The following is an 18,497-nucleotide window of genomic DNA, read 5'->3' as shown; positions in this document are numbered from 1 at the left end:
TGGGGCTGTAGGACAAGCGCGCTTTGGCCTGGGGGGCGCTGGCGCAGCGACGCGCCTTCCTCTGACACGCTCCCGGCCGCCGGCTCCGGATACTGGGAGCAGGCGCCGAAACGATGGTGGCCGCGTCGCATGCCATGCGGACGCGCTGTGTCGTCGTGCGTTCCGATGTCCCTTTTTCCCCGAGAAAACACATGATCCGAATCAAGCTCCAGGTGGAATTGGAGTACAGCGTCGGCGATGGCCCTGGCGCGGACTTCGTCTTCAACATCCACGCCGCGCAGACCGGGGGACAGAAGGTCCTGGATGAAAGCCTGGAGATCAGCCAGCCGGACGCGGTGGCGCGGCTGCACACCGATCCCGCCACCGGCACGCGCTGCATGCGCCTGCACGCCGCCCCGGGGCCGCTCGCCATCGCCTACGCAGCCACGGTGGACATGCACCACCATGCCGCCGATCCGGCGCACATTCCCGAAGTGCCCGTGCGCGACCTGCCGCCCGAGGCCGTGGGCTACATCCTGCCCAGCCGCTACTGCCAGTCCGATCGCCTCGTCACGCTGGCCATGCGCGAGTTCGGCCACCTGTGGCAGGGCTACAGCCGCGTGCAGGCCATCTGCGACTGGGTCCGGGGCCACGTCGCCTTCCGCTCCAACACCTCCAACTCCACCACGTCGGCCATCGACACCTTCGTGGAGCGGGTGGGCGTGTGCCGCGATTTCGCGCACCTGATGATCGCGCTGTGCCGTGCCCTGAACATTCCCGCGCGCATCGCGACCGGTACCGACTATGGCGCCGACCCCGCGCTGGGCCCGCCCGACTTCCATGCCTACGTGGAGGTCTTCCTCGGCGATCGCTGGTACGTGTTCGACCCTTCCGGCACGGCCATCCCCATGGGCATGGTGCGGCTGGCGACCGGCCGCGATGCCGCCGACGTGGCCTTTGCCACGATCTTCGGCAGCGTGCAGTCGTCCGCCCCCAAGATCCGCGCCTGGGCGGTGCAGGACCCGGCCCGCGGCTTCGAGCTGCCTCACCATTCCTCGCTGGCGCTGTCCACCGACTTCCCGGATGGCCACGGCGCACCGCGCGCTCCGGCACGCCAGGGCCGCAGGGGGCACGTGGGCACGGGGCGCACTTCCGCGCTGGAGGCGGCAGGCGCCTGAGACGTTGCCCCGGGCGGTGCCGCCGGGGCGGCAGGGTTCGCGCACACAATTGCCGGTTCGCGTGACGGGCGCCCCGTGGCCGGCCGGGCCGCTTCAATGCACCCCATGGGATGTCCGCATCCCGTCCGCAGGGCCGGGAGCTGCGCTCCGGCCCGCCTTCGACCACCGCATTGCGTTGCCTGTCCACTGGCCGGCACCTGCTCCGATGCCCCGCACGCCACCTGCCACATCGCCGCGATCGTCCCGCCGCCAGGCCGCGCCTTCCCACCCCGAGCCTGCCACTGCGCAGGCTCGGGAGGCCGGACCGCGGCGGCGGCTCGCCCATGCGGGCCCGCTGCTGCCGCGCGCCCGTTCCCTCCCCGCGCACGCGGGACTGCCCGGGAACGCCGGCCGCCCGCCACGCCCTGCGGGTACGTCCTCCTCCCGTGCCGCGCCCCGTGCGGCCCCTTCTCCGGAGCCGGCTGCGGTGGCGGAGGGCCTGCACGGCTCCGCGGGCCTGTACCCCGCCCTGCAGCCTCTGTGGCGTGGCATGGTCCGCCAGGCGGCGCGGCTGACCGAGGAGATGCGAGCTCATCCCGCGTGGACCGCCGTCGTCATGGACACCCTGCGGCAACCGGAGCTGGTCGGTGCCATGGCCGCGCAGCTGGCCACGGCCGCGCAGTGGTTCTCCGCCGGTGCGGCCGCACTGCCGCGGCAACTGGCGGAGCGCGGCGACCAGGAGACGGCCTGGCGCATCGCGCAGGCACTGGTACAGCTCGACGGTGCGCAACTGGCCGAGGACCTGATCGGTGAAGCGGTGTACGGCACGCTCCGGCATCTGCCGGATCGCCAGTTGGCAGGCCTGCAACTGCTCGCCGGCCTCGGCATGCTGCTGGCCTACTGGCAGAGGATGGCCCGCCAGCGCGATGCCCTGGCCGCGGGGCCTGCGCCGGGCCTGGCACCCGCGCCGGCGGGGCCGGTCGCAGGCACCCTGCGGCGATCCCTGAGCGACAGCCGCGCCGCGCTGTCGAACAGCGTGGCAGGTGCGTTGACGCAGGCCGCCCAGGGCGTGATGGACGGTGAATATGCGGCGGGCGTGGCCCAATGGATGGCGGATGAGGCCCGCCGGGCGGCCAGCCGCTGGTTCGGCCGCAGCCGGAGCTTCAGCTAGGGCCTGGGGCCCAGCCTGCCTTGCGGAAGGTGAGGTTCACCCGCTCCGCGCCCCATTCCGGGTGCAGGTCGTCCTTCACCGGCTGCACGCCGTGGAAGCGCAGCCGGTCCGGCCCGCCCCACACCACCACGTCGCCATGTTGCAGCGGCACGCGCTCCACGGGGCCGGTGCGCGCGAAGCCACCCCACAGGAACACCGCAGGGAGCCCGAGCGATACCGACACGATGGGCGCCTGCAGGTCCTGCTCGTCCCGGTCCTGGTGCAGCGACAGCCGCGCGCCGGGGGCGTAGCGGTTGACCAGGCAGCTGTCGGGCTCGAAATCCGGGAAGCCGGCGTGAGCGGCAGCCTCGCGGGCCAGCCGCCGGAAGGCGTCCGGCATGGCGGGCCAGGCCGTGCCGGATTCAGGGTCGAGCGGGGCGTAGCGGTAGCCGCGGCGGTCGCTCACCCAGCCCAGGCGGCCGCAGGACGTGGTGGCGACCGACATCGCCCGACCGCCCGGGGTTTCCATGTGCCGCCAGGGCGCGATGCGGGCCAGGGCCAGCACCCCTTCGCGCAGTACCGGCGCCACCGGCAGCGCGAATCCGCGCAGCAGCGCCGCGCCCGGCCCCAGAGTGATGGCAGGTGCTCCGGCGGGATCGCCGTCGAAGAGGTCGGGTGTCGTGGAGGATGATCCAGGCATGGCATAGGCCACATGGCGCCTTTGCCGCAGTCCTGCAAGGGCTCTCGCGTCCTGCCATGCTCCTGTGCATCCCACGTTCCCCCAAGGAGATCCCTCCATGTCCACCGTGCCCCCGCCATCTTCCTCCGCCACTCCGCTGCGCATCGATTTCGTCTCCGACATCTCCTGCCCCTGGTGCGCCATCGGCCTGCAGTCGCTCGGCCGGGCGCTGGACGCGCTCCAGGGCTCCGTCCAGGCAGAGCTGCATTTCCAGCCGTTCGAGCTCAATCCGCAGATGCCGCCCGGCGGGCAGGATATCGGCGAACACCTGGCCGAGAAGTACGGGGCCTCCCCCGAGCAGACCGCTCAGACGCAGCGCGCCATCGCGGAGCGGGGCGCGGCGCTGGGCTTCGAGTTCCGGATGGACCGCCGCAGCCGCATCTACAACACCTTCGATGCGCACCAGCTGCTGCACTGGGCCCACGAGACGGCCGGCCCGCAGGCGCAGGAGGCGCTCAAGCGGGCCCTGTTCCATGCCTACTTCACGGAGGGCCGCGACCCCGGCGACCGGGCACTGCTCGTGCAACTGGCTGCCGGCGCGGGCCTGGACGCCGCGCGCGCACAGCAGGTGCTGGAATCCGGCGAGTACGCCGACGCGGTGCGCGAGCGCGAAGCCTTCTACCAGCAGCACGGCATCCACTCCGTGCCGGCCGTCATCGTGAACGAGCGGCACCTGATCCAGGGCGGCCAGCCGCCGGAGGTGTTCGAGCAGGCCCTGCGGCAAATCGCCGCGCAGGGGTGAAACGGCCTGCGGAAGCTGCCTGTGCCATTCTTAAGCTTGGCCTAAGTCAAGCAGTGCACATTAAAGGTTCGGCAGCCGCTGTCTCTTCTCCCTCCCTCCTTACTCAGGCTGCTGTTTACCCGCTTCGGCGGGTATTTTTTTGCCCGCGCGGCCATGAAAAAGCCCCGGCGGGTGCCGGGGCCGGGCTGCGGAACGGCGGCGCTGCGCCTTCGTCTTACTTGCGCAGCGGTATCGGCGTGGCCCGGTCCACCGGCACGGCCGTGACCGCGTTCTGCGGCGAGCCTTCGATGAGCTTGTCGGAGTACGTGAGATACACCAGCGTGTTGCGCTGCGCGTCCACCATGCGCACGATGCGCAGCCGCTTGAAGAGGATGGACATGCGCTCGCTGAAGACCTCTTCCTGGGCCTTGAGCGGCTGCGGGAAGGCGATGGGGCCGACCTGCCGGCAGGCGATGGAGGCCTCCGCCCTGTCTTCCGCCAGGCCCAGCGTGCCCTTGATGCCGCCCTTGCGCGCACGCGAGACGTAGCAGGTCACGCCCTGCACGGCGGGGTCGTCGTAGGCTTCCACGAGGATGTCGTGGTCGCGGCCGATCCACTGGAAGGCCGTATCGACGGAGCCGATCTTCTGGCCGTCCGCGGCCGCGGCCAGCGCCGTGCCGGCGAGAGCGCAGGCCAGCGCCGGCCGGGCGAGCCGGCGCAGGAAGGCGGCGGCGGCGCTCATGCCGCGGCTCCGGCGCCCTCGGCGCAGCGCCGGGCAAGGTGGGCGAGCGCTTCTTCCACCTGGTCCACCAGCACCAGGCACAGGTCGCCCGGCTGCAGCCGGTCGAGCGCGGCGTCGATGGCCACGAATTCACCGCGGATCTCGTCGATGTGCTTCGTGCGCGAGGCCTGGGCCAGGCCCTCCCGCAGCAGCGCCATCACCTCGCCATCGGCCCGGCCGCGCTGGGCGGCGTCCTGGTAGAGGATGACGTCGTCGAAGGCGGCGCCCAGGATCATGGTCTGCTCGCGGATGTCCTCGTCGCGCCGGTCGCCCGCGCCGCTGATGACCACGCTGCGGCGGTTGCCGGGCAGGGCGTCCACGGCCGACACCAGCGCGCGCATCGCGTCGGGGTTGTGGCCATAGTCGGCGATCACGGTCGCGCCGCGGAAGTCCATCACGTTGAAGCGGCCGGGGGCGTTGTCGCTGTCGTTCACGAAACCCGAGAGCCCGCGGCGAATGGTCTGCCACGGCAGGCCGGCGCCCCAGGCGGCCGCCACGGCGGCCATGACGTTCTCGACCTGGAAGCCGATCCGGCCGCCCTGGGTGATCGGCACGTCGCGCAGGTGCACCGTCTCGCGCCAGGACCCCTCGGCCGCGATGATGGAATCGCCGTCCACGTACACCGAGCGGTGGCCCTGTGCGCGGTGCGTGGCCATCACGGGGTGGTGGCGGTCGCTCGCGAAGTAGATCACCTTGCCGGGCGTGGATGCCGCCATGGCCGCGACGATCGGATCGGCGGCGTTCAGCACCGCGTAGCCGTCGGGCGACACGTTCTGCACGATCACGCGCTTGAGCACCGCCAGCTCTTCCACCGTGTTGATGTAGTTCATGCCGAGGTGGTCGCCCGCGCCGATATTCGTCACCACGGCCACGGAGCAGCGGTCGAAGCCCAGGCCCTCGCGCAGGATGCCGCCGCGCGCGGTCTCGAACACGGCGGCGTCCACTTCAGGGTGCAGCAGCACGTTGCGCGCGCTGCGCGGGCCGGAGCAGTCGCCGCTGTCGATCTGCCGGCCGTTCACGTACACGCCGTCGGTGTTGGTCATGCCCACCCGCAGGCCCTGGGCGGAGAACAGGTGCGCGATGAGGCGCGCGGTGGTCGTCTTGCCGTTGGTGCCGGTCACGGCGACGGTCGGGATGCGCCCGTCCTGGCCGTTCGCGAAAAGCTTGTCCACCATGGCCTGGCCGACGTTGCGCGGCTTGCCGTAGCTCGGCGAGAGGTGCATGCGCAGGCCGGGGGCCGCGTTCACCTCGACGAAACCGCCGCCTTGCTCCTCCAGCGGGCGCAGCACGGTCTCGGCCACCATGTCCACGCCGCAGATGTGCAGGCCCACCATCTGGGCCGCGGCCACGGCGCGCGCGGCCACGTCGGGATGCACGTCGTCGGTTACGTCGGTGGCGGTGCCGCCGGTGGAGAGGTTGGCGTTGTTGCGCAGGATCACGCGCTGGCCCTTGGCCGGTACGGAGTCGGGCGTGAGGCCCTGGGCGGCGAGGCGCGCCACGGCGATGTCGTCCAGGCGGATCTTGGTGAGCGAGGTCGCATGGCCTTCGCCGCGCCGCGGATCGAGGTTCACGAGGTACACGAGTTCCCGCACCGTGCGCTCGCCGTCGCCCAGCACCTGGGGCGGCTCGCGCCGTGCGGCCGCCACGAGCTGGTCGCCCACCACGAGCAGGCGGAAGTCATGGCCCGGCAGGAAGCGCTCGACCATCACCGTGCCGTATTCGGCCGCGGTGCGGAAGGCTTCCTCGAGCTGGCCGCGCTCGGTGATGTTCACCGTCACGCCCTTGCCCTGGTTGCCGTCCTGCGGCTTCACGACCACGGGCAGGCCCACCTTGAGCGCGACCTCCCAGGCTTCCTCCACGGTTTCGACCGGCTTGCCCAGGGGAACGGGCACGCCGGCTGCGTGCAGCAGGCGCTTGGTGAGATCCTTGTCCTGCGCGATGGATTCGGCCACGGCGCTGGTCGAATCGACCTCGGCGGCCTGGATGCGGCGCTGCTTCGAGCCCCAGCCGAACTGCACCAGGCTGCCGCGCGTCAGGCGGCGGTACGGGATGCCGCGCGCCAGGGCGGCATCGACGATGGAGGCCGTGCTCGGGCCCAGGCGCTCGTCCTCGTCCATCTCGCGCAGGCGGGCGATGGCTGCGTCGGCGTCGAAGGGGCCGTGGTTCAGGGCGGCCGCGATCAGTGCCTGGGCGTCCTCGAAGGCCTGGCGGCCCACGGCCTCCTCCGTGTATTCCACGACCACCTGGTACACGCCCGGGTCGGTCGTCGCGGAGGTGCGGCTGAAGCTCACCGGGCAGCCGGCCTGGGCCTGCAGCGCCAGCGCCGCCGACTGCAGCACGTGGGCCAGCGAGATGTCGCTGTCGCCACCTTCGGGGTGCAGCACGCCCACGGCCGGGAACAGCGCCCGCAGGCGGGCTTCGAACCCGGCGATCTGGCCCATCGCACGCTCGTTGCCGGTGCAGGTCACGATGGCCTCGATGGAGGTGTGGCGGCTCCAGAGGTTGGGGCCGCGAAGGGCCCGGATGCGGGATACGTCCATGGGAAAAATGCTCTCTTGTGCTTCGCGTTCGGGAAGAGGGGCTGGTCGGCGTTCAGCCGGCGACCACCGCCGCGGCTGCGGGGGCGGCGCAGGGCGGCTCGGGCTCGAAGGTCTTGATGCCCGCGCCGATCAGGTCCGGCGCGATGTCCAGCGCCCATGCCGTGGCGACGATCGCCAGCAGCGTGTCCGCACCGGGTTGCACCGCGTTGCGGCCGAAGGCCAGGTCGGCGAGCGGGGCCAGCACGTGCTCTGCCGAGCCGGTGGCCAGCACCACCCGGCCGTTCTTCACGAAGACCGCCCGTCCGCCGTCCTGCGCGCGATGCTCCGCGATGGCGGGCAGCGTGCCGTCCTGCGCGTAGAGCACCACCACGCCGTCGGACAGCGGCGCCAGCTCGAGCACCTGCGGCTCGGCGGCGTTGAGCACCGCGGCGCCGTGCGGCAGCACCACGTCCACCTGGGTGCGCATCACCTTGTACATCTGGTCCTGGTCCTGCACGTCGAAATCGGCCAGTGCCTCGCGGCCGTCCATGTCGGTGACCACGCCGACCTGGCAGCGGTCGTAGGCCAGGCCGTCGCGCAGGATGGTGCGCGCGTCGTTCTCGATCACCGCGGCCTGCACCGTCTGGTTCATCAGCAGGCGGTGCGCGGCCTCCCAGTGGGCGTTGTCGGACGTGTCCACGCAGCGGCGGTTCAGGTACAGGCCCTCGCGGCAGGCAAGGCCGGTGTGGCGGCCGCCCAGGTGCATCAGCCAGGCCACCACGCGGGCGATGGTGGCGGTGCCGCGCGTGCCCGCCACGCCCACCACCGGAATGCGGCCCACCGTGCCCTCGGGCGCGTCGTCGGCTGCGGGGAACAGGTGCTCGGCGATGGCCTGGCCCACGGGGCGCGGCGCGCCCACGGCGGGCTTGAGGTGCATCAGCAGGCTGGGGCCGGCGTTCACCTCGACGATGGCGCCCCCCTGCTCCTGCAGCGGGCGGGAGATGTCCTGGGCCACCAGGTCGATGCCGGCGATGTCCAGTCCCACCACGCGGGCGGCCAGCTGGGCGATGTAGGCCACCTCGGGATGGACATCGTCCGTGCAGTCCACGGCGACGTTGCCGTTGCGCTGCACCACGATCGGCTGGCCCGCGGCGGGCACCGAGTCGGCGGTCAGCTCCTGCCGCTGCAGTTCCAGCTGCACCTTCGGGTCGGTCGCCACGTCGATGAGATCCAGCGGATACTCTTCCTCATAGCCGCGGCGCGGGTCGGAGTTGATCTGGCTGTCGATGAGCTCGCTCACCGTGGAGCGGCCATTGCCGGTGATGCTCACCACCTCGCCGCGCGCCGCTGCCACCACCTTGCCGTCCACCACCAGCAGGCGGTGCTCGTCGCCAGGAATGAAGCGCTCCACGATCACGTCGCTGCCCTCGGGGTAGGCCACGTGGTAGGCCGCCTCGACGTCTTCCCGGCGGCGCAGGTCCAGCGTCACGCCGCGGCCATGGTTGCCGTCCGAGGGCTTGACCACCACGGGCAGGCCGATGTCCTGGGCGGCCTCCCAGGCCTCTTCGGGGCTGTCCACGATCCGGCCTTCCGGCACCGGGACCCCGCAGGAACTCAGCAGGCTCTTGGTGAGGTCCTTGTCGCTGGCGATGCCCTCGGCGATGGCGCTGGTGAACTCGCTCTCGGCCGTCCAGATGCGGCGCTGCGCCGCTCCGTAGCCCAGTTGCACGAGGTTGCCGTCATTCAGCCGGATGTGCGGGATGCCGCGGTCGGACGCGGCCGTGACGATGCAGGCGGTGCTGGGGCCGAGGTACTGGTCGTCCACCTCGGTGCGCACGCGGGCCACGGCCGCCGCCACGTCGAAGGGCTGGTCGTTGATGGCCGCCATGATGAGGCGGTGGCCCTGCTCGAGCGCCACGCGCGCCACGCTCTCGTCCCGGGCGCGGAACACCATGCGGTAGATGCCGCGCTGGCTGGTGCTGCGCGTCTGCCCGAAACCGGTGGGCATGCCCGAGAGGTTGAGCAGCTCGATGACGATGTGTTCCAGCACGTGGCCGCACCAGGTGCCGGACTCCAGCCGCTGCAGGAAGCCGCCGCGCTCGCCCACGCCGCAGTGGTGCTCGATCAGCGCCGGCAGCCAGCGCGTGAGGCGCTCGTTGAAGCCGGGCAGGGTGTTCGACGGGTGGTCCTCCAGCGCACCGAGGTCCAGCCAGACTTCGAGCACCGGGCGGTACGTCCAGATGTTGGGGCCGCGCAGGTAGTTGATGCGCAGCAGTTGGATGTCGGGGAATGTCGTCGCCATGGTTGCAGCGTAAAGGAAACGGAGGCCGGCCGGGCCGTGCGGGGGAAGACGAAGGGGTATGCGGGCGATTGTGCGCCAGCTCGGGCGGGGCTGGCGATCAGGCCGGGAGGGTGGGTGATGTCAGCGGGGGCCGGGGGCACGGCGTTGAGTGCAGATGCCGGCCGGCGGCCCGGGGCATGGGGGACAATGGCACCCGGCGAACGGGCTGGCTCCCGTGCCACCCGGGACGGAACCACGAACCAAAATGCACAATCACCATCCTGTGGACGCCTCCGGTGTCTTGACGGGCCCCGCCGGGGCCGAACTGCGAGCGGAACTCGCGTCCGATGAAAACGTAACAGCCGTGCTCGGGGTTGACCTGAGCGCATCCCTGCGCTTCGCTCCCGGCCTGGTGGCCGTCACGGAGCGGCGGCTGGTCGCCCGCGAGGGGAGCGGGCCCCTGCAGCAGTGGGCCCTGGCTCCCGGCATGGGCCTGCGCATGCTGGACCATGGCGGCGTCGGCACGCTGGAGTTGCACGACACCGACCGGCGCCTCGCGCTCTGGCGCTTCACTCTGGGCCACCATGCGCAAGCCCTGCGCTTCGTGCAGAAATTCGAGCAGCAGGTGGCCCTCCTGCAGCGGCCCGCAGCCACGGACAGCGGACCGGGCGAGGACGAGCCGCGCTGCCCCGCCTGCCACGCGGTGCTGCCGCCAGATTCCGAGGAATGCCCGGCCTGCGCGCGGGCGCCCGCCCCGCCGCCCTCCACCTGGGTGCTGCTGCGCCTGTGGCGCTTCGCGCGGCCCTACCGCAAGCAACTGGCCGGAGGCTTCGCTCTCACGCTGGCCTCCACGGCCGCCACCCTGGTGCCGCCGTACCTGACCATCCCGCTGATGGACGACATCCTCATCCCGTTCCAGAACGGCCAGCAGATTCCCATTCACCTGGTGGCGCTGTACCTGGGCGGTCTGCTGCTGTCGGCGCTGCTGGCCTGGGGGCTGGGCTGGGCGCGCACCTACATCCTGGCGCTCGTGTCCGAGCGCATCGGCGCCGACCTGCGCACCACCACCTACGAACACCTGCTCAAGCTCTCGCTCGACTATTTCGGGGGCAAGCGCACGGGCGACCTGATGGCCCGGATCGGCTCGGAGACCGACCGCATCAACGTCTTCCTGTCGCTGCACGCGCTCGATTTCATGACCGACGTGCTCATGATCCTCATGACGGCGGGCATCCTGTTCTCCATCAACCCGTGGCTGGCGCTGGTCACGCTGGTGCCGCTGCCCTTCATCGCCTGGCTCATCCACAACGTGCGCGACCGGCTGCGCACGGGCTTCGAGAAGATCGACCGGGTCTGGTCCGAGGTGACCAACGTGCTCGCCGACACCATCCCCGGCATCCGCGTGGTCAAGGCCTTCGCCCAGGAAAAGCGCGAGGCCCAGCGCTTCCGCGACGCCAACCAGCACAACCTGGAGGTGAACGACCGGCTCAACCGCACGTGGTCGCTGTTCACGCCCACGGTCTCGCTCATGACCGAGATCGGCCTGCTGGTGGTGTGGGGCTTCGGCATCTGGCTCGTGGCGCACAACCAGATCACGGTGGGCGTGCTGGCGGCCTTCATTGCCTATATTGGCCGCTTCTACACCCGGCTGGATTCGATGAGCCGCATCGTTTCCGTCACGCAGAAAGCCGCGGCGGGCGCCAAGCGCATCTTCGACATCCTGGACCACGTCAGCAACGTGCCGGACCCGGCGCAGCCGGTGGCGATGCCCCACGTCCGGGGCGCCATCTCCCTGCGCAACCTGGGCTTTCGCTATGGCAGCCGTTCCGTCATCAAGGGGCTGAACCTGGAGATCCGGCCCGGCGAGATGATCGGCCTCGTGGGCCACAGCGGCTCGGGCAAGAGCACGCTGGTCAACCTCATCAGCCGCTTCTACGATGCCACCGAGGGTTCCATCCAGGTGGACGGCGTGGACGTGCGCCGCCTGCGCGTGGCCGACTATCGCCGCCACATCGGGCTGGTGCTGCAGGAGCCTTTCCTGTTCTTCGGCACCATCGCCGAGAACATCGCCTACGGCAAGCCGGATGCCTCGCGCGAGGAGATCGTCGCGGCTGCCCGCGCCGCCCATGCCCACGAGTTCATCCTGCGCCTGCCGCACGGCTACGACTCGCTGGTGGGCGAGCGGGGGCAGGGCCTGTCGGGCGGCGAGCGCCAGCGCATCAGCATCGCGCGCGCCCTGCTCATCGACCCGCGCATCCTCATCCTGGACGAGGCGACCTCGGCGGTGGATACCGAGACCGAGAAGGAAATCCAGAAGGCGCTGGACAACCTCGTGCAGGGGCGCACCACCATCGCCATCGCCCACCGGCTCTCCACGCTGCGCAAGGCGGACCGCCTCGTGGTGATGGACCGCGGGGAGATCGTCGAGGTCGGCCCGCACGACGAACTCATGGACAGGCAGGGTGCCTACTGGCGGCTCTACGAAGCCCAGGCACGCCGTGCCGAGGAAGACGCGCAGGCGTCCGGCCTCGTGGTGGTGGACAGCGCGCTGCTCCATCCGACCCATCCCGCGGGCACGTCCTGACCGACCATGGCCGTGCCACCCCTTCCTTCCTTGTCCGCCACGATGCATCCTTCCTCCGCTCTTCCTGCCTTCGGCCTCCAGCGCGACGCCCACGGCCGGCTGGTCCTCACGCTGGCCGGCGGCACGGTGCACGAAGCCGTCACGCCCGTACGGGCTTTTCCCATCGCCGCGCCGGGCGAGGGCCTGTCGCTGGTCGGCCAGGACGGCCACGAAGCCCTCTGGATCGACCGGCTGGACCACGTGGACGCAGCCGCCCGGGCGCTCATCGAGGAAGAGCTCGCCGCGCGGGAGTTCGTGCCCACTATCACGCGGATCGCCGCGGTGTCGAGCTTCACTACGCCCAGCACCTGGACCGTGGAAACCGACCGGGGCGCGGCCCTGCTCGTCCTCAAGGGCGAGGAAGACATCCGGCGCCTGGGCAGCCGCAACGCGCTGCTGATCGCCGCGGCCGACGGAGTGCAGTTCCGCGTGCCCGACGTGGCCGCGCTGGACAAGGCCTCCAGGCGCCTGCTGGAGCGCTTCCTGTAGCGTTGGGTGATCCCGGTAGGTGACAAAACTAGGGGAAAACCCTTAAATTACGCTGAAAGGTGAAAAAAGGCCTCAATCCCCCCTTTTTTTTGCCGTTATGGATGTACGAGACGGGGTTAGCTCCCCCCGGACGTTTCTCGCCAACCAACGGAAGCCTGCCATGCAAATGCCACCTGTCGATCGATCGCCGCTCTGGCGTCCTCAGGGCGCTGATTTGTATTCCACCGGCGCTTCGGGCGCGGTGCCTGTCAGGCCCGTCAATGGCGTGACCCCGGTGGAGTCCACCGACCGCCTGGGCGAGGGCACCTCCATCCGCGAGCCCGACAAGCCTTCGGACAAGGACCCGTCCAACCGCGACTGGACCGAGGTCAAGAAGAAAGAGAAGGAAGAGGCCGAGAAGGCCAAGGATCCGCCGCCCGAGCCCATCTACAAGCAGCTGCTGGAGTTCATCCAGTCGATGTGGCGCGCGAGCGGCTCGGCCGTGGAAATGGCGCAGGAACTGAACAAGAACAGCCTGCAGGACCGCCTGTCCCAGGAGGCCAAGAACCAGCCGCTGACCTACGCCGATCCCAAGGTCAAGCGCACGGGCAATTCCTGATCCAGGGCGGAGGTGCTGGCGGGCCTACTTCCGGGCCGCAGCCGCGGCGGCCTTCGCCCGGTCGCGCTCCGCGCGGTACTTCACCGTATATGCGCGCACTTCGTCCAGGGTCACGTAGCCGTCGTGGTTGGTGTCGGCATCGTCGAAGGCGGCTGACAGGCGGGGAATGATCGCCACCTCCTTGCGGCTGAGCTTGCCGTCGCCGTTGAAATCCAGCATGTGGAACTCGCGGATCGCCTTGATCTCGCCCTTGCTGAGCGGCTGGCTGGCTGCGGACTGGGCCGGTTCGGCCGCCGCGGAGGCGTGCGGGGCCTTGGCCGTGGCCTTCGGGGGCGCGTCCGCGGCGGAGGCGGACGCGGCGGCAAGGGTCGCCGCCACGCCCAGCGCCAGGGCGGCCAGGGGATGGTGCAGTCGGTGTCGAAGTCGCATCATGGTGGGAGCACGGCATCCGCCCGAGGTTCCTCGCGCACGAGGTTGGTGATGCCGGCGCTCACGTGCCCGGCCGGCACGTGCCGCGCCGCGGAGGTCACGTGGCTGCGCTGGTCGTCGAAGAAGAAGTCCGGCTCGAATTCCCGCAGGAAGGGGCCTTTTTCCAGCCCGCCGAGGAACATCGCCTCGTCCACGGTGATGCCCCAGTCCAGCAGCGTGCGCACGGCGCGCTCGTGGGCCGGTGCGCTGCGCGCCGTCACCAGCGCGGTGCGGATGCGCATGGTCTCCGATGCATCGGCCTGCTGCTGCAACTGGTGTAGCGCAGCCAGCAGCGGCTTGAAGGGGCCGCCGGCCAGGGGCAGCGCCGCCTTGCTCACCTCGTGCTCGTGGAAGGCGGGCAGGCCGCCCTGCTGGTAGATGCGCTCGGCCTCGTCGGAGAAGAGCACCGCATCGCCGTCGAAGGCAATGCGCACCTCGTGCGGGTAGCGGTCGCCGGCCGGGGTGGAATCGGTCATCACGCGGGCCGCAGGGAACCCCATGTTCAGCGCCTGCTGCACGTCCTTCTCGTTGGCCGAAAGGAACAGGTGCGCGCCCAGCGGCCGCAGGTAGGCGAACGGGTCGCGCCCGCGCGTGAACACCCCGCGCTCGATGTGCATGCCCGCGGCGTGCGCCGAGGCGAACACGCGCATGCCGCTGGCCGGGTCGTTGCGCGACAGCACCACCACCTCCACGCGCTGCGCCTGGGCGGTGTTGAAGCCAAGCAGCTTGCGCACCAGCGGGAAGGCGATGCCCGCGCGCGCGGGCTGCTGCACCAGCTCCAGCTGGCGGCGCATGTAGGCGGCCTCGTCGCCGGCCTCGAACAGGCGGTTCTCTTCCTCGAAATCGAACAGCGCGCGGGAAGAAATGGCGACGACGAGCTTGTCGTCCAGGGTCAGGGCCATGGCGGGGCTATTTCACGAACTGGTTGAGCTGGATGATGGGCATGAGCACCGCCAGCACGATGAGCATCACGATCACGCCCATCGCCACGATGAGCAGGGGCTCCAGGATGGTGGCCAGTTGCATCGCGCGGCGCTGCACCTCGGCCGACAGCTGCGCGGCCGCGCGCTGCAGCATCAGCGGCAACTGCCCCGTCTGCTCGCCCAGCCGGGCGAACATGGACACCAGGCCGGGGAACCGTTTTTTTTGCGCCAGCGCGGAGGCCAGCGGCGCGCCCTCGCGCACCAGCACCAGCGCATCGAGCGCGTCCGCGCGCATGGCGGTGTTGCCCAGTGTCTCGGCGGCGGCCTGCAGGGCCTTCAGGATGGGCACGCCTGCGCCGGCCAGCATCGACAGCGTGCCCGTGAAGCGCGCCGCGTTGTAGCCGCGCGAGAGCCGGCCCACCACGGGCAGGCCCAGCCACGCGGCATCGAAGCGTTCACGCACGCGGGGCTGCGCCAGCGCGGAGCGGGCGGCCAGCGCCAGCACCACCAGCACCCCCAGGGCTGCCCAGCCGTAGCTGCGCACCGCGTCGGAGAGGGCCATCATCGCCACCGTGAGGAAGGGCAGGGCGCGCTTGCTGCCCGCGAACACCGCGGCCACCTGCGGCACGACGTAGCCCACGAGGAACAGCACGATCACGATCGCGATCACCGTCACGATCGCCGGGTAGAGGGAGGCGCCGATGAGCTTGGCCTTGAGCGCCTGCCGCTCCTCGAGGTCGTCCGCCAGTCGCTCCAGCACCAGGCCCAGGTGGCCGCTGGATTCGCCGGCGCCGATCACCGCGCAATAGATGGAAGAGAACTCCCGCGGGTGGGCCGTGAGCGCCCGCGCGAAGGTGGAGCCGGCGTTCACCTCGGCCCGCAGCGTGGCCACCAGGTGGCGCTGCCGGTCGTCGTCCGACTCGTCGGCCAGCGCCGTGAGCGCCCGCTCCAGCGGCAGCCCCGAAGACACCAGCCCCGCCAGCTGGCGCGTCCACACCGCCAGGCCCGTGGCGCCGAACACCGGCCGCGTGAACAGCCGCTGCCCGAGCGAGACGCTGCCGTCCCCGCCCGTGCCCTGGCCGGTGGCGAGCGCCTCCACGGCCAGCGGCACCAGGGCCTGGGCGCGCAGCAGGCTGCGTGCCGCCTTGGCGTTGTCGGCTTCGAGGGTGCCTTTGCGGGTCTGCCCCTGGGCATCGAGGGCTTCGAAAGAAAACGCGGGCATGCGGGCAGGAAGTTCGGGGAGGGCGGTCGGACCGGAAACGGGGCGCCAGCGGCGCGACGGACGGAGATGGTAGCCGCTGCCGGCGACGGGACCGCGCCCCGGTGTGTCAGGCCGTGTGCGCGGCCTCCACCGCGGCGTTCGCCTGCGCGGCGATCTCCAGCGAGCGCAGCCGCAGCGCCGGGTCGTACACATCGCTCACCAGCATGAACTCGTCGGCGCGCGTGTCCTCGGCCAGCGCCCGCAGGCCGGCCCGCACCGTCCCGGGCCCGCCGACCACGCCCGCGGCCAGGAAGTCGCCGATCGCCGCGCGCTCCTGCGGCGACAGCTGGGCCGCGTAGTCCCGCACCGGTGGCTGCAGCAGGCCGCGCCGGCCGGTCAGGATGCCCAGCACCCGCTGGTAGGTACTGCTGGCGAGATAGTCGGCCTCTTCGTCGGTATCGGCCGCGATCACCGGCACGCCGATCGCCACATAGGGCTTCTGCAGCGTGGCGGACGGGCGGAACAGCCGGCGGTACAGGTCCAGCGCCTGGTGCAGCAGCCGCGGCGCGAAATGCGAGGCGAAGGCATAGGGCAGCCCCCGCTCGGCAGCGAGCTGCGCCGAGAACAGGCTGGAGCCCAGCAGCCAGATGGGCACCTCGGTGCCCGCGCCGGGCACGGCCGTGATGCGCTGGCCCGGCTGGGCGGGGGCCAGCAGGCGCTGCAGCTCGGCCACGTCGCGCGGGAAGTCTTCCTCGGTCTCGACACGGTCGCGGCGCAGCGCGCGCATCGTGGGCCCGTCGGTGCCGGGCGCGCGGCCCAGGCCCAGGTCGATGCGGCCCGGGTACAGCTCGGCCAGCGTGCCGAAGGCCTCGGCCACCACCAGCGGCGCATGGTTGGGCAGCATGATGCCGCCCGAGCCCACGCGGATCGAGCGCGTGCCGCCCGCGATGTGGCCCACCAGCACGGCCGTGGCGGAACTGGCGATGCCCGGCATGTTGTGGTGCTCCGCCACCCAGTAGCGCCGGAAACCCAGCGATTCCGCATGCTGCGCGGTGCGCAGCGCCAGGGCCAGCGCATCGGCCACGCTGCCGCCCTCGCGCACCGCCACCAGGTCCAGCATCGAGAGCGCGGGGCGGTGGCCGCCCCCGGGAGCGGCGGAAGACTGGGCCGTGGAGGATGAGGTCGAAAGCGTCGTGGTCGTCATGCGGACCATTGTGCGGCGGGCCCCAAAACCGCTGTGGCCATGCGGGCAACCAGGGTCGGAATGACCGAAAATTGATCGAATCTATCGTCTGTAACGAATCAATTATTTCAATTAAAATACACGCCACCATGGGATTCTTCAGCCGACTGTTCCCGCCCCGGGCCGACGGCCGTCCCGTGCCCGATGACTGGACCTCGCTGCCCGACAGCCAGGCCAGCGAACTGGTGCTGATGGGCGACGAGGCCGCCAAGCTGCTGGCCGAGATCGACATCGATGCGGCCATCGCCGCCCAGGAGCGCTGGGTGCCCTGGCTGGAGCAGGTGCTGCTGCACGGCGCGCGCGACGAACGCCTGCGCCCCGAGGCCATCCGCGACGATACCCGCTCCGAGCTCGGCCAATGGCTGCGCGGGCCCGGCCGCATCGCCCTGGGGCATTTCCCGGCCTTCGACATGATGGCCCGCCGCCACCGCTACTTCCACCAGCAGGCCGCCGACGTGGTGCTGCACGCCGAGGCCGGCGACGAGCGCCAGGCCCGGCAGGCCTTCAAGAGCGGCTGCCATGCCTCGCGGCAGGTGGTGATGCTGCTGCAGGAATTGAAGCGGGGCCTGGCCCGGGCGGCGCGCTAGACAAAAGACGCCGGCAGGCGGGAAGGCCGACGGACCCATCCGGCATGCCGCGGCTCAGCGCCGCTGGCGCATGGGCATGCGGTCGATCTCGGCGAACACCGCCTGCAGATCGACGTCTGCGCCTTCCTTCCTCATCTTCACGCCGCCATCCTTGCCCACGAGGATGAACATGGCCGGCCCCCGCGCATCCAGATCCAGCGCCTTCAGCAGCGCCGCGGTGCGCGCGGCACCCAGCGGCTCCCCATTGCGGCTGCCCTGGCCGGCCACTACCGTGAACAGCGCCATGTCGCGCTCGCGGAAGCCCTCCCGCATGGCCGGCTCCCGCAGGGCGGATCGCACCTTGGCGAGCAGGGGATCGCTCTCCCGCGGGACGACCACCACGACGGGGCGGGTTTGCCAGCGTTCGGCGGTGAGGGGGTTGGCGTTGCCGCTTTCGCTGGCCCAGGTGGCGTGGAGTGGTGCGGCCAGGCAAAGGGCGAAGGTTGCGGCGCGGCGGAGGGTTCGGAGATGGATGGGCATGGAAAGAGTGTCCGGGGCAGAGGGCGCGATGGATGTCGGACAGAGGCCTCAGGACAGACGCGCCTGGGGTGGCGCTAAGCTGCCGACCATGGAGAACACCCAGCCAACGGACCTATGGCCGGAGTTCGCGACCTGCGTCGGGGTTTCGCTCGGGGCAGACGATTCTCTCCATATCGTGGCCCCGCATGGACTGGAGGATCTGTTTGCGCTCCGGGTCCGACACAACCCCGTACGCGCGAGTGCAGCCACCTACCGGCAGAGGGTGGAGCAGAAACGGTATGCGCAGCGTTGGCCCCGGGTGGAGGTGATTCCTGCGGAGGAATCGCGTCAGATGTCCCCATCGGTAGGAAACCAGTATGTGCTTTGACTGGATGTCTGCCCACGCGGGAGGTCTTTCGTCGATGCGGGCCAGCATGCCGTTTCAACCCGCGCGCCCAGGCGGGGCGCGACCCGATCCAGGCCCAGGCGCAACCGGCCCAGATTGTGTTTCAACCCACGCGCCCACGCGGGGCGCGACCG

17 protein-coding genes are annotated in these 18,497 nt (G+C 70.9%); 8 read left to right on the top strand and 9 right to left on the bottom strand.

The window, feature by feature from the left end; all coding sequences use genetic code 11:
* Nucleotides 1–191: 191 nt before the first annotated feature.
* A complete protein-coding gene (locus T336_RS0119545; RefSeq protein ID WP_026433810.1) occupies nt 192–1,157 on the top strand; it encodes a transglutaminase-like domain-containing protein in 966 nt (321 codons plus the stop codon).
* Nucleotides 1,158–1,623: 466 nt separating this feature from the next.
* Nucleotides 1,624–2,307 carry a hypothetical protein gene (locus T336_RS0119540; RefSeq protein WP_026433809.1) on the top strand — a complete coding sequence of 228 codons (684 nt, stop codon included), beginning with the start codon at nt 1,624–1,626 and terminating at the stop codon, nt 2,305–2,307.
* On the opposite strand, the gene alkB is transcribed toward T336_RS0119540, so the two are convergent.
* Nucleotides 2,300–2,986, bottom strand: coding sequence for a DNA oxidative demethylase AlkB (gene alkB, locus T336_RS0119535; protein WP_026433808.1), 687 nt, complete (start codon nt 2,984–2,986; stop codon nt 2,300–2,302). The genes T336_RS0119540 and alkB overlap by 8 nt on opposite strands.
* Nucleotides 2,987–3,083: 97 nt before the next feature.
* Here alkB and T336_RS0119530 point away from each other — a divergent pair, with 97 nt between their 5' ends.
* Nucleotides 3,084–3,767 carry a DsbA family oxidoreductase gene (locus T336_RS0119530; protein WP_051647348.1) on the top strand — a complete coding sequence of 228 codons (684 nt, stop codon included), beginning with the start codon at nt 3,084–3,086 and terminating at the stop codon, nt 3,765–3,767.
* A gap of 214 nt (nt 3,768–3,981) precedes the next feature.
* Here the strand turns inward: T336_RS0119530 and T336_RS0119525 are convergent, their stop codons facing one another.
* The 3 genes from T336_RS0119525 to T336_RS25425 are packed head-to-tail and all read right to left on the bottom strand — an operon-like array spanning nt 3,982 to nt 9,348.
* Nucleotides 3,982–4,488: a CreA family protein gene (locus T336_RS0119525; protein ID WP_019702766.1), complete on the bottom strand. Its 507-nt coding sequence runs from the start codon at nt 4,486–4,488 to the stop codon at nt 3,982–3,984.
* A complete protein-coding gene (gene cphA / locus T336_RS0119520) occupies nt 4,485–7,067 on the bottom strand; it encodes a cyanophycin synthetase (RefSeq protein ID WP_026433806.1) in 2,583 nt (860 codons plus the stop codon). The genes T336_RS0119525 and cphA overlap by 4 nt, the downstream gene beginning before the upstream one ends.
* A gap of 52 nt (nt 7,068–7,119) precedes the next feature.
* Nucleotides 7,120–9,348, bottom strand: a complete 2,229-nt coding sequence (locus tag T336_RS25425; RefSeq protein ID WP_035226629.1) for a cyanophycin synthetase — start codon at nt 9,346–9,348, stop codon at nt 7,120–7,122.
* Between the two features lie 244 nt (nt 9,349–9,592).
* Here T336_RS25425 and T336_RS0119510 point away from each other — a divergent pair, with 244 nt between their 5' ends.
* From T336_RS0119510 to T336_RS0119500, 3 genes are all read left to right on the top strand, one after another.
* Nucleotides 9,593–11,911 (top strand): cyanophycin metabolism-associated ABC transporter, encoded by a 2,319-nt coding sequence (locus tag T336_RS0119510; RefSeq protein ID WP_026433805.1) that lies wholly within the window; start codon nt 9,593–9,595, stop codon nt 11,909–11,911.
* A gap of 42 nt (nt 11,912–11,953) precedes the next feature.
* On the top strand, nt 11,954–12,439 hold the full coding sequence (locus T336_RS0119505) for a cyanophycin metabolism-associated DUF1854 family protein (RefSeq protein WP_035226628.1): 486 nt from the start codon (nt 11,954–11,956) through the stop codon (nt 12,437–12,439).
* A gap of 160 nt (nt 12,440–12,599) precedes the next feature.
* The gene (locus tag T336_RS0119500; RefSeq protein WP_019703297.1) at nt 12,600–13,037 is read left to right on the top strand and encodes a hypothetical protein; all 438 of its coding nucleotides are present in this window, start codon (nt 12,600–12,602) and stop codon (nt 13,035–13,037) included.
* A 24-nt stretch (nt 13,038–13,061) separates the two neighbouring features.
* Here the strand turns inward: T336_RS0119500 and T336_RS25420 are convergent, their stop codons facing one another.
* The 4 genes from T336_RS25420 to T336_RS0119480 form a co-directional block, all read right to left on the bottom strand.
* Nucleotides 13,062–13,469: an EF-hand domain-containing protein gene (locus T336_RS25420; RefSeq protein ID WP_051647346.1), complete on the bottom strand. Its 408-nt coding sequence runs from the start codon at nt 13,467–13,469 to the stop codon at nt 13,062–13,064.
* Entirely contained in the window at nt 13,466–14,407 is a 942-nt protein-coding gene (locus T336_RS0119490) for a 5'-nucleotidase (RefSeq protein WP_026433803.1), read from the bottom strand. The genes T336_RS25420 and T336_RS0119490 overlap by 4 nt, the downstream gene beginning before the upstream one ends.
* Nucleotides 14,408–14,414: 7 nt before the next feature.
* Nucleotides 14,415–15,650, bottom strand: a complete 1,236-nt coding sequence (gene gspF, locus T336_RS0119485) for a type II secretion system inner membrane protein GspF (RefSeq protein WP_019703294.1) — start codon at nt 15,648–15,650, stop codon at nt 14,415–14,417.
* Between the two features lie 106 nt (nt 15,651–15,756).
* The gene (locus T336_RS0119480) at nt 15,757–16,749 is read right to left on the bottom strand and encodes an LLM class flavin-dependent oxidoreductase (RefSeq protein ID WP_026433802.1); all 993 of its coding nucleotides are present in this window, start codon (nt 16,747–16,749) and stop codon (nt 15,757–15,759) included.
* A gap of 212 nt (nt 16,750–16,961) precedes the next feature.
* Between T336_RS0119480 and T336_RS0119475 the strand changes: the two genes are divergently transcribed.
* Entirely contained in the window at nt 16,962–17,459 is a 498-nt protein-coding gene (locus T336_RS0119475) for a CZB domain-containing protein (protein WP_019703292.1), read from the top strand.
* A gap of 54 nt (nt 17,460–17,513) precedes the next feature.
* Here T336_RS0119475 and T336_RS0119470 read toward each other — a convergent pair whose 3' ends face one another.
* A complete protein-coding gene (locus T336_RS0119470) occupies nt 17,514–17,978 on the bottom strand; it encodes a DUF4174 domain-containing protein (protein WP_026433801.1) in 465 nt (154 codons plus the stop codon).
* Between T336_RS0119470 and T336_RS25415 the strand changes: the two genes are divergently transcribed.
* Nucleotides 17,971–18,345, top strand: coding sequence for a nucleotidyltransferase family protein (locus T336_RS25415; RefSeq protein WP_084151471.1), 375 nt, complete (start codon nt 17,971–17,973; stop codon nt 18,343–18,345). The genes T336_RS0119470 and T336_RS25415 overlap by 8 nt on opposite strands.
* Nucleotides 18,346–18,497 lie beyond the last annotated feature (152 nt).

The sequence above is a fragment of the Paracidovorax oryzae ATCC 19882 genome, from assembly GCF_000687165.1.
Lineage (GTDB): Bacteria > Pseudomonadota > Gammaproteobacteria > Burkholderiales > Burkholderiaceae_C > Paracidovorax > Paracidovorax oryzae.
This window is presented reverse-complemented; position numbering and strand designations above follow the sequence as displayed.

Coding starts and splice junctions, on each gene's coding strand:
- T336_RS0119545 (WP_026433810.1), top strand. CDS start 192: ATGATCCGAATCAAGCTCCAGGTGGAATTGGAGTACAGCGTCGGCGAT.
- alkB (WP_026433808.1), bottom strand. CDS start 2,986: ATGCCTGGATCATCCTCCACGACACCCGACCTCTTCGACGGCGATCCC.
- T336_RS0119530 (WP_051647348.1), top strand. CDS start 3,084: ATGTCCACCGTGCCCCCGCCATCTTCCTCCGCCACTCCGCTGCGCATC.
- T336_RS0119525 (WP_019702766.1), bottom strand. CDS start 4,488: ATGAGCGCCGCCGCCGCCTTCCTGCGCCGGCTCGCCCGGCCGGCGCTG.
- cphA (WP_026433806.1), bottom strand. CDS start 7,067: ATGGACGTATCCCGCATCCGGGCCCTTCGCGGCCCCAACCTCTGGAGC.
- T336_RS25425 (WP_035226629.1), bottom strand. CDS start 9,348: ATGGCGACGACATTCCCCGACATCCAACTGCTGCGCATCAACTACCTG.
- T336_RS0119510 (WP_026433805.1), top strand. CDS start 9,593: ATGCACAATCACCATCCTGTGGACGCCTCCGGTGTCTTGACGGGCCCC.
- T336_RS0119505 (WP_035226628.1), top strand. CDS start 11,954: ATGCATCCTTCCTCCGCTCTTCCTGCCTTCGGCCTCCAGCGCGACGCC.
- T336_RS0119500 (WP_019703297.1), top strand. CDS start 12,600: ATGCAAATGCCACCTGTCGATCGATCGCCGCTCTGGCGTCCTCAGGGC.
- T336_RS25420 (WP_051647346.1), bottom strand. CDS start 13,469: ATGATGCGACTTCGACACCGACTGCACCATCCCCTGGCCGCCCTGGCG.
- T336_RS0119490 (WP_026433803.1), bottom strand. CDS start 14,407: ATGGCCCTGACCCTGGACGACAAGCTCGTCGTCGCCATTTCTTCCCGC.
- gspF (WP_019703294.1), bottom strand. CDS start 15,650: ATGCCCGCGTTTTCTTTCGAAGCCCTCGATGCCCAGGGGCAGACCCGC.
- T336_RS0119480 (WP_026433802.1), bottom strand. CDS start 16,749: ATGCTGGACCTGGTGGCGGTGCGCGAGGGCGGCAGCGTGGCCGATGCG.
- T336_RS0119475 (WP_019703292.1), top strand. CDS start 16,962: ATGGGATTCTTCAGCCGACTGTTCCCGCCCCGGGCCGACGGCCGTCCC.
- T336_RS25415 (WP_084151471.1), top strand. CDS start 17,971: ATGGGCATGGAAAGAGTGTCCGGGGCAGAGGGCGCGATGGATGTCGGA.
- T336_RS0119470 (WP_026433801.1), bottom strand. CDS start 17,978: ATGCCCATCCATCTCCGAACCCTCCGCCGCGCCGCAACCTTCGCCCTT.